At 73.1% G+C, this 13,512-nt stretch carries 13 protein-coding genes and 1 tRNA gene; 8 read left to right on the top strand and 6 right to left on the bottom strand.

The features are described from left to right. Positions 1-45 precede the first annotated feature (45 nt). Positions 46-1,356: a diaminopimelate decarboxylase gene (locus ACIGFK_RS37890; protein ID WP_376661357.1), complete on the top strand. Its 1,311-nt coding sequence runs from the start codon at positions 46-48 to the stop codon at positions 1,354-1,356. Between the two features lie 459 nt (positions 1,357-1,815). Here ACIGFK_RS37890 and ACIGFK_RS37885 read toward each other — a convergent pair whose 3' ends face one another. Then, positions 1,816-2,376, bottom strand: coding sequence for a TetR family transcriptional regulator (locus ACIGFK_RS37885; RefSeq protein WP_376661653.1), 561 nt, complete (start codon positions 2,374-2,376; stop codon positions 1,816-1,818). A 120-nt stretch (positions 2,377-2,496) separates the two neighbouring features. Here ACIGFK_RS37885 and ACIGFK_RS37880 point away from each other — a divergent pair, with 120 nt between their 5' ends. After that, entirely contained in the window at positions 2,497-3,693 is a 1,197-nt protein-coding gene (locus ACIGFK_RS37880; RefSeq protein ID WP_400055493.1) for an FAD-dependent oxidoreductase, read from the top strand. A 62-nt stretch (positions 3,694-3,755) separates the two neighbouring features. Here ACIGFK_RS37880 and ACIGFK_RS37875 read toward each other — a convergent pair whose 3' ends face one another. Next, positions 3,756-4,601, bottom strand: coding sequence for a MurR/RpiR family transcriptional regulator (locus ACIGFK_RS37875; protein WP_376661655.1), 846 nt, complete (start codon positions 4,599-4,601; stop codon positions 3,756-3,758). Between the two features lie 140 nt (positions 4,602-4,741). Here ACIGFK_RS37875 and ACIGFK_RS37870 point away from each other — a divergent pair, with 140 nt between their 5' ends. After that, positions 4,742-5,113, top strand: coding sequence for a hypothetical protein (locus tag ACIGFK_RS37870; RefSeq protein WP_376661656.1), 372 nt, complete (start codon positions 4,742-4,744; stop codon positions 5,111-5,113). 309 nt (positions 5,114-5,422) lie between these two features. On the opposite strand, the gene ACIGFK_RS37865 is transcribed toward ACIGFK_RS37870, so the two are convergent. Next, the gene (locus tag ACIGFK_RS37865; RefSeq protein ID WP_376661660.1) at positions 5,423-6,805 is read right to left on the bottom strand and encodes a cystathionine beta-synthase; all 1,383 of its coding nucleotides are present in this window, start codon (positions 6,803-6,805) and stop codon (positions 5,423-5,425) included. A 136-nt stretch (positions 6,806-6,941) separates the two neighbouring features. Here ACIGFK_RS37865 and ACIGFK_RS37860 point away from each other — a divergent pair, with 136 nt between their 5' ends. The 3 genes from ACIGFK_RS37860 (at position 6,942) to ACIGFK_RS37850 (ending at position 10,706) form a co-directional block, all read left to right on the top strand. Beyond that, complete coding sequence (locus ACIGFK_RS37860; RefSeq protein WP_376661657.1) at positions 6,942-7,952, top strand: SGNH/GDSL hydrolase family protein; 1,011 nt, start codon at positions 6,942-6,944, stop codon at positions 7,950-7,952. A 409-nt stretch (positions 7,953-8,361) separates the two neighbouring features. Next, positions 8,362-9,582 carry an acetyl-CoA C-acetyltransferase gene (locus ACIGFK_RS37855; protein ID WP_376661658.1) on the top strand — a complete coding sequence of 407 codons (1,221 nt, stop codon included), beginning with the start codon at positions 8,362-8,364 and terminating at the stop codon, positions 9,580-9,582. A gap of 311 nt (positions 9,583-9,893) precedes the next feature. Continuing rightward, positions 9,894-10,706 carry a hypothetical protein gene (locus ACIGFK_RS37850; protein ID WP_376661661.1) on the top strand — a complete coding sequence of 271 codons (813 nt, stop codon included), beginning with the start codon at positions 9,894-9,896 and terminating at the stop codon, positions 10,704-10,706. On the opposite strand, the gene ACIGFK_RS37845 is transcribed toward ACIGFK_RS37850, so the two are convergent. Further along, positions 10,690-11,034, bottom strand: coding sequence for a hypothetical protein (locus tag ACIGFK_RS37845; RefSeq protein ID WP_400055491.1), 345 nt, complete (start codon positions 11,032-11,034; stop codon positions 10,690-10,692). The two genes, ACIGFK_RS37850 and ACIGFK_RS37845, sit on opposite strands and share 17 nt — an antisense overlap. 100 nt (positions 11,035-11,134) lie before the next feature. Between ACIGFK_RS37845 and ACIGFK_RS37840 the strand changes: the two genes are divergently transcribed. Continuing rightward, positions 11,135-11,365 (top strand): DUF4287 domain-containing protein, encoded by a 231-nt coding sequence (locus ACIGFK_RS37840; RefSeq protein ID WP_030036969.1) that lies wholly within the window; start codon positions 11,135-11,137, stop codon positions 11,363-11,365. Between the two features lie 152 nt (positions 11,366-11,517). Here the strand turns inward: ACIGFK_RS37840 and ACIGFK_RS37835 are convergent, their stop codons facing one another. Continuing rightward, a complete protein-coding gene (locus ACIGFK_RS37835) occupies positions 11,518-12,366 on the bottom strand; it encodes a Bax inhibitor-1/YccA family protein (protein ID WP_376662043.1) in 849 nt (282 codons plus the stop codon). Positions 12,367-12,513: 147 nt separating this feature from the next. Beyond that, positions 12,514-12,595, bottom strand: a tRNA-Leu gene (locus ACIGFK_RS37830). A gap of 475 nt (positions 12,596-13,070) precedes the next feature. On the opposite strand from ACIGFK_RS37830, the gene ACIGFK_RS37825 reads away from it, so the two are divergent. Continuing rightward, positions 13,071-13,512: ABC transporter ATP-binding protein (locus ACIGFK_RS37825; protein ID WP_400055490.1), on the top strand; the 442-nt coding region annotated here is incomplete at its 3' end.

Here is a 13,512-nt window from a genome sequence, read left to right as displayed (position 1 = left end):
AATAGATTCAGTCAACAGCTGCGGGGCGCGCCTTCGGATGATGGGATGGCGGGCATGGACAGGGACGTGGTCGTGCGAGCCGCCGTCGAACAGGGCCTCCTGGACTCCGAGCCGGTGGCCTGCCTGCTGGACATCGCCGGGATCAGAGCCTCGGCCGCCGCCCTGACCAGCGCCTTCGCCACCGCACTACCCCCCGGGACGCCCGTCCTGCACGCCTTCGCCGTCAAGGCCGCCCCCCTGGTGCCCGTACTGCGGCTGCTCGCCGACGCCGGGCTCGGCTGCGAGGTCGCCAGCCCCGGCGAACTGGCACTGGCCCGGGCGGCCGGGCTCCCCGCCGACCGGATCGTGCTCGACTCCCCCGCGAAGACCACGGGCGAGCTGCGCGAGGCCCTGGCCCTGGGCATCGCCGTCAACGCCGACAACCCCCAGGAGCTGCAGCGCCTCGACGCACTGATCAGCACCACCCCCGCATCCCCGATCGGGATCCGCATCAACCCGCAGACCGGCGCGGGCACCATCGACGCCCTCTCCACCGCCACGGCGACCTCGAAGTTCGGCATCGCCCTGCGCGATCCGGGCGCGCGCGAATGGCTCGTACGGGCCTGCCTCGACCGCCCTTGGCTCACCCGGCTGCACACCCACTCGGGCTCGCAGGGGGTCCCGCTGCCCCTGATCGCCGAGGGCGTGCGCGAACTGCACGCCCTGGCCGAGGAGATCAACGCGGCCGCCGGGCGCCGCCAGATCGACACCCTCGACATCGGCGGGGGCCTGCCGGTGAACTTCGCCTCGGACGGGACGGCCCCGACGTACGAGGAGTACGTGGCCGCCCTGCGCGGGGCGGCCCCCGGGCTGTTCGACGGCTCGTACGGCCTCGTCACGGAGTTCGGCCGCTCCCTGCTGGCCAAGAACGGCCTGGTCCTGGCGCGGGTCGAGTACACCAAGACCAGCGGGGGCCGCGCGATCGCCCTCACCCACGCGGGCGTCCAGCTGGCGACCCGCACCGCCTACGCGCCCGCCTCCTGGCCGGTCCGGATCCTGCCGTACGACGCGAAGGGCGCGCCGAAGACCGGGGACGCGGTGGCACAGGACGTCGCGGGCCCGGCGTGCTTCGCCGGCGACCTCCTGGCCACGGCCCGGGAGCTCCCGCGCCTCGCCTCGGGCGACGTCATCGCGGTCCCGGACACGGGGGCGTACTTCTTCACCGCGCACTACGGCTACAACAGCCTGCCGCGCCCGGCCGTGCACGGCTTCGCCGTGACCCCGGAGGGGGTCCGCTTCTCCCTGGCCCGCCCGGCGCAGACCCCGGAGGACCTCATCAGAGAAGCGGGCGGCACCCACCCGAACGCCCTCCTCTGACCCGCGGCCCCGGCCGGGGTCGGGTGGGCGCCCCCGCCGGGTTCGGCTCCGCGGGTTTGCCCTGCAGCCCGCGCCGACCCCGCCGGGGCCGGGTGTGCGGCGGGGTGCCCCCGCAGGACGTCGAACGCAGCCACCGCCCTCCCCCTCCGACCCCTGGAAACGTTCGACGGCCGAGGAGGTGCCCCGCCGCGCGCCCGGCCCCGGCGGCCCCTGTGCGTGCGGGCCGCTGCGCGGGGCCTTCCCCCACCCCGCCCCTTCCCGGCGTACCGAATCTGCGGCTCCGCCGCGTGCCGGACGGGCTGGAGGGTGCGCCCGGGCCGGAGGGTGGGGGCGAGCCGGAGAGACCCGGGGCTCCGCCCCGGACCCAGGTCCTCACACGCCGGACGGGCCGGACGGCGCGGGGGCGCAGGGTCCGTTGGGGCGGCGGCGGAGGGGCCGGCCCCGCCGGCCGAGGTGCCGCTAGCGCGGCGACAGGGTGGCCGCCAGAGCCGGGGAGAGGCCGGTGACCACCGCTTCCGGGGACAGGGAGGCGACCCCGGGGAGTTTGAGGAGGTAACGGGTCAGGGCCAGGCCCAGGAGCTGGGCCGCGACCAGGCCTGCCGCCCGCGCGGCCCGCTCCGGCCCGAGGGCCGCCGCCAGCGCCGGAGCCACCTGCACCGCGAACACCTCCCGCATCCGGGCCGCCGCCTGTTCGTTCGTCACCGCGGAGCGCAACAGCACCAGCAGGGCGTCGTCCGCCGGGTCGCCCTCCCACCGCTCCACGAAGTGCCGCACCAGCGCCGCGGGCAGCTCCGCCGCCGGCACCGCGCCCAGATCCGGCAGCCGTAGGTCGATGGCCAGGCTCGCGTCGAAGAGCTGCTCCTTGCTGCCGAAGTACCGCATGACCATCGAGGGGTCGATCTCCGCGTCCGCGGCGATCGCCCGGATCGTCGTGCGCTCGTAGCCCTGCACCGCGAACCGCTCGCGCGCGGCCCGCAGGATCGCCGCCTTGGTGTCGTCGGAGCTGCGTCGTACCGTCATGCCGCCAACCGTAGGCCAACAAACGTTGGCCAACAAGCGTTGACATGCCGCACCACCCGCGGCACGCTTTAGTCAACAGCCGTTGGCCAACAAACGTTGGCCCACCGGAGGAGGCCAGCGATGACCCGCACCAGCCGCCGCACCGGCACCACCCGCACCGGCACCGCCCCGCTCCGGCGGCGCCCGCTCCCCGCCACCACCGACGTCGCCGTCGTCGGCGCCGGGCCCACCGGCCTCGCCCTCGCCGTGACCCTCGCCGAGGCCGGCATCGACTTCGTGCTCCTCGACCGGCAGGCCGAGGGCGCCAACACCTCCCGCGCCGCCGTCGTGCACGCCCGCACCCTGGAAGTCCTCGACGAGCTCGATCCCTCCCGCGCCCTCTCCGCCGAGCTGATCGGCCTCGGCATCCCCGTCGGCACGTTCCGGATCCGCGACGGCGCCCGCCCGCTGGCCGCGATCGGCTTCGCGGGCCTGCCGACCGCCCACCCGTACGCGCTGATGGTCCCCCAGGACCGGACCGAGGCCGTGCTCCTCGCCCGCCTGCGCGCCCTCGGCCGCGATGTCCACCGCCCCTACGAGGTCACCGCGATCACCCAGGACGCGGACGGGGTCACCCTCACCACCGCCACCGGCGAGACCCTGCGCGCCGGCCACGCCGTCGGCGCCGACGGCATGCACAGCGCGGTCCGCACCGCCGCCGGGATCGGCTTCACCGGCAGCGCGTACGAGGAGTCCTTCGTGCTGGCCGACGTCGTCATGGACTGGGACCCGGGCGCGGCCGAGGTCTCGCTCACCCTCGGCGCCGCCGGGCTCACCGTGGTCGCCCCGCTGCCCGGAGGGCACTACCGGGTGGTCGCGAGCGTCGAAGAGGCCCCCGCCGAGCCGGACCTCGCCTTCGTCCAGGGGCTGCTGGACGCCCGCGCGCCCGGCCAGGCCACCGTCCGCGAGCTCGCGTGGTCCTCCCGGTTCCGGATCCACCACCGCGTCGCCGACCGCTACCGGGCCGGCCGGCTGCTCCTCGCCGGGGACGCCGCCCACGTGCACAGCCCGGCCGGCGGCCAGGGCATGAACACCGGCATCCAGGACGCGTACGCCCTCGGCCGCGCCTTCGCCGACGGGAACCTCGACGGCTACGAGGCCCGCCGCCGGCCCGTCGCCCAGCGGGTGGTGGCCCTCACCGACCGGATGACCCGCATCGCGACCACCCGCAACCCGGCCCTGCGCGCCGCGCGCAACACCGTGCTGCCCCTCGCCTCCCGCATCCCCGCACTGCGCCGCCGCCTGGCCACCGAGCTCGCCGAGCTCGACTACCGCTAGGACCTGTCCGGCCTAGGGGGTGTCCGGCGGATCACGGCCGGGCCCGGCCCGCCTGGCACCCCCTAGTCGACGAACAGCCCGCGCGACGCGGCCCGCGCGTCGAAGGCCTCCAGCCGGGCCTGCGCGTCGGGCAGCGCGTCCGCCATCGCCTCGAGCAGCACCCGGCCCAGCAGCATCGGCGCGCACGCCGTGTCGAAGGCCAGGCCGGTGCCGACCGGGGCCGGGATCAGCAGGTCCGAATGGCGGGCCACCGGGGCGAAGGCCGAGTCGGCGACGGTCACCACCGTCAGCCCGGCCCGCCGGGAGCGCTCCAGGGTGTCCACGACCTCCCGCGGATGGCGCGGCAGCGCGAAGCAGAGCAGCGTGCTCGCCCCGGCGGCCACGGCCGCGTCGATGCGGTCGTCCATCATCGAGCCGCCCTCGTCGAGGAGCCGTACGTCCGGGTGCACCTTGGCGGCGAAGTACGCGAACCCGCGCGCCTGCGAGGACGCCGCCCGCAGCCCGAGCACCGGCAGCGGCGTCGAGGCGGCGAGCAGCCGGCCGGCCTCCTGGACCGGCGAGGGATCGGCGAGCATCGCCGACAGCCGGCGCAGGTTCTCGATCTCCCCCTGGACGGCCTGCTGGTACTCGTTGTACGCGTCCTCGTGCTCGGCGGCCGTCCGCTCGGCGGGCGGCGCCACCTCGCGCAGGTGGCGGCGGAGCGCCGGATATCCGTCGAAGCCGAGCGCCACCGCGAACCGGGTCACGGACGGCTGGCTCACCCCGGCCAGCTCGGCGAGTTCCACGCTCGACAGGAACGGCACCTCCGCGGCCCCCCGCACCATGCAGTGCGCGATCCGCCGCTGGGTCGGCGTCAGCCGGTGCCCCTCGAACAGCTTCTGCAGCCGCGCTGCCGGGCTGTCACTCATACCGCCCCCTCCGTCCCGGTGAGATATTCAGTCACGGAGCACTCTGCATGCGGTTATGCACGCGGGCAAGCCGTGCCCGGAATCCGGATACGGGGGCCAGCCCCAGTGCGGGGGCCCGGAGCGGTTCCTAGCGTGGGGGCATGGACGCACACGGCCAAGAGCTGAAGAAGGAACTCGACGCCACCCTGGACGCCCGGCGGGAGCTGGGCCCGGAGTACGAGGCCGCGCTGGTGGACTCGTTCGTCGAGAAGGTCGACACGCAGGTACGGCGACGGCTGGCGGAGGAACGTCTCCTGTCCGCGCGCGGCGACGGCCGCGGCGTGGCGGCCGCCCCCGGGGACGGGAACTTCGGCGAACGCTTCGGCTTCGCCATCGTCACGCTGGTGCTGGCGATCCCGCTGTCGGCCATCGCTGCTGCGCAGGCCCACCTGTCCGGGCTGCTGGTGGCCTGGGGCGGCATCGTGGGCGTCAACTTCATCCACGCGTCCAAGGGACTCCGCCGCCGGGACTGACCCCGCCCGGGAACGAACGTGCGCGGGGACCGCCGCACCCCGGTTGCCCGGGGGCGGGACGACGGCGGTCCCCGCGCAGGACACGGGCCGGGTCAGGGCCGGCCGCGTCCATGGCGTCCACGCGGTCCGGGAGCCGCTCCGGGGTGCGTTCGCGCCGTTCGGTGGTGACAGGCACCACTGTGCCGGAGCCGTGTTAAGCCGGTGCTGCCGCCACGTGTCGGGCCCGTACCGATTCCGCGACTTCCCGGCCTCCGGGCGCGCAGCGCCGAGGAACGGGGACCCGCCCCGGCCCGCCGGACGAGCCGCAGGCTACTTCGCCGTCTTGGCCAGGAACGCCAGCAGGTCCTGGCGGCTCACCACGCCCGTCGGCTTGCCCTCGACCAGGACGATCGCCGCGTCCGCCTCGCCCAGGGCCTCCATCAGGTCGGAGACCGGCTCGCCGGAGCCGACCTGCGGCAGCGGCGCGCTCATGTGCTTCTCCAGCGGGTCGCCCAGCGACGCGCGCTGCGCGAACAGGGCGGCCAGCAGCTCCTTCTCCACGACCGAGCCGATGACCTCGGCGGCCATCACGTCGGGGTGGCCGGCGCCCGGCTTGACGACGGGCATCTGGGAGACGCCGTACTCGCGCAGCACCTCGATCGCCTCGCCCACGGTCTCCTCGGGGTGCATGTGGACCAGGGACGGCATGGCGCCCTCCTTGTCCGCGAGGACGTCGCCGATGCGCGCCGTCGGCCCGCCCTGCTCCAGGAAGCCGTGCCCGGCCATCCACTCGTCCGAGAAGATCTTGCTGAGGTAGCCGCGGCCGCTGTCCGGGAGCAGGACGACGACCACGTCGTCCGGGCCCAGGCCCTCCGCGACGCGCAGCGCGGCCACGACGGCCATGCCGCAGGAGCCGCCGACGAGCAGGCCCTCCTCCTTGGCGAGGCGGCGGGTCATCTGGAAGGAGTCCTTGTCGGACACCGCGATGATCTCGTCGGTCACGTTCGGGTCGTAGGCGGTCGGCCAGAAGTCCTCGCCGACGCCCTCGACGAGGTACGGACGGCCGGAGCCGCCCGAGTACACCGAGCCCTCGGGGTCGGCGCCGATGACCTTGACCTTCCCGCCGCTGACCTCCTTGAGGTAGTTGCCGGTGCCGGAGATCGTGCCGCCCGTGCCGACGCCGGCGACGAAGTGGGTGATCTTCCCGTCCGTCTGCTCCCAGAGCTCGGGGCCGGTGGTCTCGTAGTGCGAACGGGGGTTGTTCGGGTTGCTGTACTGGTCGGGCTTCCAGGCGCCGGGCTCGCGCGCGAGGCGGTCGGACACGTTGTAGTACGAGTCCGGGTGCTCGGGGTCGACGGCGGTCGGGCAGACCACGACCTCGGCGCCGTACGCGCGCATCACGTTGATCTTGTCCATGGACACCTTGTCAGGGCAGACGAAGATGCACTTGTAGCCCTTCTGCTGGGCCACGATGGCGAGTCCCACACCCGTGTTGCCGCTGGTCGGCTCCACGATGGTGCCGCCGGGCTTGAGGGCTCCGCTCTCCTCTGCGGCCTCGATCATGCGCAGGGCGATCCGGTCCTTCACGGAGCCGCCGGGATTGAAGTACTCGACCTTCGCAAGGACGGTGGCCTGGAGGCCTTCGGTCACACGGTTGAGCTTCACCAGCGGGGTGTTGCCGACGAGGCTGATCATCGAGTCGTGGAATTGCACCATGTTCTCCAAGGACGGGACTCCACGGGTTCTCCGGGAGGTTCGGCCAGAGTATGCCGAAAGGGATTGGACGACCGTCCGTACGGGGCAGGAAGGTCAACGAAGCCCCAGTCAGCGAAGCGAGGTGGCCTGAAGGGTGTCCAGGGCGAGAACGGCCCGCCGCATCGCGGCGGGCGCGGCGTACGGCGGTGGCGGGCTCGGGCTGGTCGGGGTCGCCGCGGTGGGGCTCGTACTCGCGGAGATGCAGTTCGCCAAGCGCACGGTGGGGAGCGGGCTGGGCGATCCCCCGCGCGCGGACGGACTGTACGGGAGCGAGTTCAACGGGCCGGAGCTGAGTCCGGGCCCGCTGCGGCTGGCCATGCTGGGCGATTCCACGGCCGCGGGCCTCGGCGTGCGGCGGGCCAGGCAGACCCCGGCGGCCCTGATGGCCTCCGGGCTGGCTGCGGTGGCAGAGCGGCCGGTGGAGCTGCGCAACGTGGCCCTGTCGGGGGCCATGTCGGACGACCTGGACCGCCAGGTCGGGCTGCTGCTGGACGGGGAGCGGCCCCCGCCGGACGTGTGCGTGATCATGATCGGCGCGAACGACGTGACCCGGCGCATGCCGCCCACGCAGTCGGTCCGCCACCTCACCTCGGCGGTGCGGCGGCTGCGCATGGCGGGCGCCGAGGTCGTCGTCGGCACCTGCCCGGACCTGGGCACGATCGAGCCGGTGTACCAGCCGCTGCGGTGGCTGGCCCGGCGGGTCTCGCGGCAGCTCGCGGCCGCGCAGACCATAGGGGTGGTCGCGCTGGGCGCCCGTACGGTCTCGATGGGCGACCTGCTCGGGCCGGAGTTCGCGGCGAACCCCCGCGAGATGTTCGGCCCGGACTCCTACCACCCCTCGGCGGAGGGCTACGCGACCGCGGCGATGGCCGTGCTGCCGACCCTGTGCGCGGCGCTGGCGCTGTGGCCGGAGTCCGACCGCCTGGACGTGTCCCGCAACGAGGACATGCTGCCGGTGGCGAAGGCGGCGTCGGCCGCGGCCGGTCTGGCGGGTACGGAGGTCACGGCCGCGCGTGGTCCCTGGGTGCTGCTCAAACACCGCCGGCGGCGCCGGCTCACCGCCGAGGACCCGGCCGCCACCCCGGCCCCGGCCGACCTGCCGTAGCCCCCGGCGGGCCGGGGCCGCCGCTGCCCGTAGCCCCCGGCGGGCCCGGGCCACCGCTGCGCGGAGCCGTCCCCCACCCGCCCTTCCACCGTTCCCTGGGGCTCTGCCCCGGACCCCGGTCCTCAATCGCCGGACGGGCTGGAATTGCCCTGCGGGCCATCCGGCCGCGCCTGACGGACGGCAGCAGCCAAATCCAGCCCCGCCAGGGGGCACCTCCCAGCGGTAGCTGGGGGAGTTTGAGGCGCGGGGTCCGGGGCAGAGCCCCGGGAGCGGCGCCGCAGGTGCACCGGGCACCACCACCCCCGCGGGAGCGACCGGCATCACACCGCCCGAGCGGTGACCTCGACCGTACGGGGCGGTAACTTCGCATGCGGTCCCGCAACGACGCACGCACCCCCTTGGAGTCCCGATGCCCGAAGCAGTCATCGTTTCCACCGCCCGCTCCCCCATCGGGCGCGCCGGCAAGGGGTCCCTCAAGGACGTCCGGCCGGACGACCTGACCGCCACGATCATCCAGGCCGCCCTCGCCAAGGTCCCCGAGCTGGACCCGCGCCAGATCGACGACCTGATGCTGGGCTGCGGCCTCCCCGGCGGCGAGCAGGGCCACAACCTCGCCCGCATCGTCGCCGTGCAGATGGGCATGGACTTCCTGCCCGGCACCACGATCACCCGGTACTGCTCCTCCTCCCTGCAGACCTCCCGCATGGCCCTGCACGCCATCAAGGCGGGCGAGGGCGACGTCTTCATCTCCGCCGGCGTCGAGACCGTCTCCCGGTTCGCCAAGGGCTCCTCCGACGGCCTGCCGGACACCCACAACCCGCTCTTCGCGGACGCCGAGGCCCGTACGGCCGCCGTCGCGCAGAGCGAGGGCAGCGACTGGCACGACCCGCGTGCGGACGGCCTGATCCCCGACGCGTACATCGCGATGGGGCAGACCGCCGAGAACCTGGCCCGCCTCAAGGGCGTGACCCGCCAGGACATGGACGAGTTCGGCGTGCGCTCGCAGAACCTCGCCGAGGCCGCGATCAAGAACGGCTTCTGGGAGCGGGAGATCACCCCGGTCACCACCCCCGACGGCACCGTGGTCAGCGCGGACGACGGCCCGCGCGCCGGCGTCACCCTGGAGGGCGTGCAGGGCCTCAAGCCCGTCTTCCGCCCCGACGGCCTGGTCACCGCCGCCAACTGCTGCCCGCTGAACGACGGCGCCGCGGCGCTCGTCATCATGAGCGACACCAAGGCCCGCGAGCTGGGTCTGACCCCGCTGGCCCGGATCGTCTCCACCGGCGTCACCGCCCTCTCCCCCGAGATCATGGGCCTCGGCCCGGTCGAGGCCTCGAAGCAGGCGCTGAAGCGGGCCGGCCTGACGGTCGGCGACATCGACCTGTTCGAGATCAACGAGGCGTTCGCGGCCCAGGTCATCCCGTCCTACCGCGACCTGGAGATCCCCCTCGACAAGCTGAACGTCAACGGCGGGGCCATCGCCGTCGGTCACCCGTTCGGGATGACCGGTGCCCGCATCACCGGCACCCTGATCAACAGCCTGCAGTTCCACGACAAGCAGTTCGGTCTGGAGACCATGTGCGTGGGTGGCGGCCAGGGCATGGCCATGGTGATCGAGCGGCTCAGCTGAGCCGTATCCGCAGCTGAGCGGATCAAGAGCGGCCCCAGGCGCCGCAAGGGATCGGGCCTGATCCCCTGCGGCGTACTGACGCCGGATCTAACCCCGTCGCGGCCGACCTGTGACCGAATCTCCCCCAGGATGTGACCTATCTCCTGGGGGCTCGGCATATATGCAGGTCAGGTGCCGTACGGAGGGGCGCATCGGGACGAAAGCCCTGTCCATTTCATGACGTAATGCACTGCACGCCATTCCCAGGTCGGGACACTCTGATGTAGGAAGTCGGGGGATCGAATCACACCGGGAGTTAGTCAGTGAGCGCCATGTCTCTTGCCCTGCTGCTGACCGCGGCCGCTGCCACGGCCGTCGGCGCTGCTGCGCTGCACGCCGTCCACGGCCTGCGCAAGCAGGTCACGGCCCTGCGCAGTGAGCTGGCGGTGCCGCACCCCCGCGGTGCGACCGTCCCCCACGCCCGCAGCGCCGTCGAATCCCCCGCCGCGGAGATACGAGCCGCCGTGGCCGAAGCCCTGGCCGAGGAGCGCGAGCGCGAGCTGGCCGAGGCGCGCGCCTTCTGGGCCGCGCAGGAGGCCCGTGACGCCGCCGACGCGCCCTCCCTGCTGGGCGGCCTGCCGGGCCTCGGCGACGACGGCCCGCACGTCTTCCTGCCCCGGCAGGCCGACATGGTGGGCCTGGACGCGGTCCTCGGCGAGGAGGTCCTCGACGAGAACCCGTACCCGGAGGACTCGGCCGAGCTGGCCGCCGCCCGCCGGCGCCACCCCTCGCACCCCGATTTCGTTCCGGTCCAGGCCTCGCACCCCGGCGCCGACCACGAGCGCACGGTCAGCCGCCTCGAGGAGCTCGCGGAGGCCCGTACGGCCCTCGCGGACGTCCGCCCCGGCCCGCTGGGCACCCTGGACGTGTACGTCTTCACGGACGGCACGACGCTCTGTATGACCCCGGGGCACCGGGAGACCGCGGAGCGCCTCGCCGAGGCCCTGCGCTCGGGCACCGCTCCGGTCCTGCTCGGCGGCTCGGGCATCTCCGGCGCCTACGCGCTGACCTTCTCCTGCGGCGACTCCGAGGACCCGGACAGCAACGTCTACATCCTCGCGGACCGCGTCATCGCATCGCTCTAGCCTCTGCCTGCTCCACCAGCCGCACGGCCTCGTCCAGCACCTCGGACGGGGCCTTCGCGCCGTCCTGGGCCGGTACGCCGCGCAACGCCTCGGCCAGGTCCGCGCCGGCCACGGCCACCTGGTCGCCGACGACGAAGAGCCCCTCGTCCGGCATCTCCCGCACCGCGGCGCCCGTCGCGCCCTCGAGGGTCTGCGCCCTCGCCGAGAGCTCGCGGGCCAGTTCCAGCGCCGCCTCTGCGGCTCCTTGCCGCAAGCGGCTCTGCGGGGCGGCCCGCAGCCGGTCTGCGAAGCGGTCCACGACGGCGGTCAGGGGTGAGGTATCGAGCACCCGGCCGACCTTACGCGCCGTCCGCGCACCATTGCCAACGGGCGAACTCTCCGGCACGGTGACGTGAAGAGAACAGCACGGCAACCTTCCGGAGGCGCCCATGTCCGTAGAGTTCTCCGAGCAGACCCACCGCAACATGATCGACAGAATCCCCCTGACCACCGGTCGTGAAGTGTCCGACTGGCTCCGTACCGTGGACGAAGGCCCCTCCCTCGTCCGGTTCGAGGAGAAGGTCAGCTGGCTGCGCGGCGCGCACGAGCTGTCGTACGGCCAGGCGAAGGCGATCATCCACGAGTACGACCTGCGCAGAGCCGCACGCCGGTTCGGCTGACCCCGAGCTCGTTCGCGGGCTCGTTCCCTACCTCGTCCCCGACCTCGTTCCCGTTCCCCGATTCCGGACCCGAGACGCGGGAAGGCCCCGCGAGCGGTGTGCTCGCGGGGCCTTCCCCGTACAACGGGCGATCCCTGGGGACGCCGGTACGACTAGTCGTCGCCGGAGAGGATCTGGAACAGGCGCAGCAGCTCCAGGTAGATCCACACCAGCGTCAGCGTGAGGCCGAAGGCCGCCAGCCAGGCCTCCTCGCGCGGGGCGCCGTAGGTCACGCCGTCCTCGACCTGCTTGAAGTCCATGGCGAGGAAGGCGGCACCGAGGATGACGCCGATGATGCCGAAGACGATGCCGAGCCCGCCGCTGCGGAAGCCGAGGCCGTCACCGCCGCCGAACACCGCGAAGAGCGAGTTGGCGACCATGAGCAGGACGAAGCCGAGCGCCGCGGCCGTCACGAAGCCGGCGAAGCGCCGGTTGACGCGGATCCAGCCCATCTTGTAGGCGAGGAGCACGGCGGCGAAGACGCACATCGTGCCCATGACGGCCTGGATGACCACGCCGGCACCGAAGTAGGTGCTGGTGGCCGCGCTGATGACGCCGAGGAAGACACCCTCGAGCGCCGCGTAGCCCAGGATCAGCGCCGGGACGGGCTTGCGCTTGAAGGACTGGACCATCGCCAGCACGAACGCGACGAGGGCCGCGCCGATGGCGATGCCGTACGACTTGCCGAGGTTCGCCGGGTCGACCGGCAGGAGGACCCAGGACAGCGTCGCCGTCACGATGAGCGTGCCGAGCGTCATGGCCGTACGGCTCACGACGTCGTCCATCGTCATCGCGTTCGTGCGCGCCGGGGCCTGGGGCATCCCCGTCATCGGGTCGGCCGCGTACGGGTTCGTCGCGTACGGGTTGGTCCCGGCCTGCTGGTGCTGCGCGTCAAAGCCCGCGTAGCCACCGTTGTCGCGGCTGAACCCCCGTCGCGAGAAGACCGGGTTACTGCTCCTCATCTCACTCCTCAGTGGCCACCGAGCGCGGCCTCGCATCAAGAGTAATGCGCTCGCAAAAAAATCACCCTACTGCTGGAGGAGGATCTTAGGAGAAGACAGGGCGAAGCGCAGGGGATAAAACGACCGGGCCTCGGGGGAGCTGAGGAGTGCCCGGAGCCGGACTTGAACCGGCACGACCCGAAGGTCAGCGAGGTTTAAGCTCGCCGTGTCTGCATTCCACCATCCGGGCAGGGCGTGGCGGCCCCCGATATAGCCTTCAGCGCTGCCCCGAGCCTATCCGGAAGACCCCTTGCGCCACCTGGCCCTCTTTCCGATGTTGTCTGATTTTATTGGCGATTGAGGGAGCGTCAGGGCGCAGAACGCACGGTGGGCCCCTTCTCCGGGACGATCACCGCCGACGCGGGAATGACGGGATTTCGATGTCCTGCGCCACCCGTCCCGCCACCTGGCACGCCACCCCGCGCCTCCCCTCCGGCCCCGGCCCGGTCGCGGCCCGGTCCTCCCCCGCGCCTCCCGCCCGCCGCCCCCGGCCGTCCCGGCTCCGGCGCAGGTGGATCAGGGTCGCCGTCATACCAGAGGCGTATGCGGGCGCCCTCGCGGTCAGACTCCAGTGGGCCTGCGAACCGGCACCGCGGCTGATCCCGAGCGCGGCCGGCGCGGAGACGATGGAAAAGTCCCCGCACCGCAGACCGAGGAGCCCTCCCGTGACCACCATGAACCATGCCCCGCGCACCATCCAGGCCGTGGCCGCCCGCGCCACCGGCCTCTCCAAGGTGTACGGCCAGGGCGAGACCCAGGTGGTCGCCCTCGACAACGTCTCCGTGGACTTCGGCCAGGGCCAGTTCACCGCGATCATGGGCCCGTCGGGCTCCGGCAAGTCCACGCTGATGCACTGCGTCGCCGGTCTGGACACCTTCTCCTCCGGGTCCGTGCGCATCGGCGAGACCGAGCTGGGCTCCCTCAAGGACAAGCAGCTCACCCAGTTGCGCCGGGACAAGATCGGCTTCATCTTCCAGGCCTTCAACCTGCTGCCGACCCTGACGGCCCTGGTGAACATCACGCTCCCCATGGACATCGCCGGCCGCAAGGCCGACAAGCAGTGGCTGGACACGGTCATCGAGATGGTCGGCCTCTCCGGCCGCCTCT

The organism is Streptomyces sp. NPDC085524 (assembly GCF_044541755.1).
In the GTDB taxonomy this organism is placed as follows: Bacteria; Actinomycetota; Actinomycetes; order Streptomycetales; family Streptomycetaceae; genus Streptomyces.
Note: the sequence above shows the minus strand (reverse complement) of the source record. Positions and strands in the feature narration are given on the sequence as shown.

Bases quoted from the DNA above. Each gene is read 5' to 3' on its own strand.
- ACIGFK_RS37890 (WP_376661357.1), top strand. From the start codon at position 46: ATGGCGGGCATGGACAGGGACGTGGTCGTGCGAGCCGCCGTCGAACAG.
- ACIGFK_RS37885 (WP_376661653.1), bottom strand. From the start codon at position 2,376: ATGACGGTACGACGCAGCTCCGACGACACCAAGGCGGCGATCCTGCGG.
- ACIGFK_RS37880 (WP_400055493.1), top strand. From the start codon at position 2,497: ATGACCCGCACCAGCCGCCGCACCGGCACCACCCGCACCGGCACCGCC.
- ACIGFK_RS37875 (WP_376661655.1), bottom strand. From the start codon at position 4,601: ATGAGTGACAGCCCGGCAGCGCGGCTGCAGAAGCTGTTCGAGGGGCAC.
- ACIGFK_RS37870 (WP_376661656.1), top strand. From the start codon at position 4,742: ATGGACGCACACGGCCAAGAGCTGAAGAAGGAACTCGACGCCACCCTG.
- ACIGFK_RS37855 (WP_376661658.1), top strand. From the start codon at position 8,362: ATGCCCGAAGCAGTCATCGTTTCCACCGCCCGCTCCCCCATCGGGCGC.
- ACIGFK_RS37850 (WP_376661661.1), top strand. From the start codon at position 9,894: ATGTCTCTTGCCCTGCTGCTGACCGCGGCCGCTGCCACGGCCGTCGGC.
- ACIGFK_RS37840 (WP_030036969.1), top strand. From the start codon at position 11,135: ATGTCCGTAGAGTTCTCCGAGCAGACCCACCGCAACATGATCGACAGA.
- ACIGFK_RS37835 (WP_376662043.1), bottom strand. From the start codon at position 12,366: ATGAGGAGCAGTAACCCGGTCTTCTCGCGACGGGGGTTCAGCCGCGAC.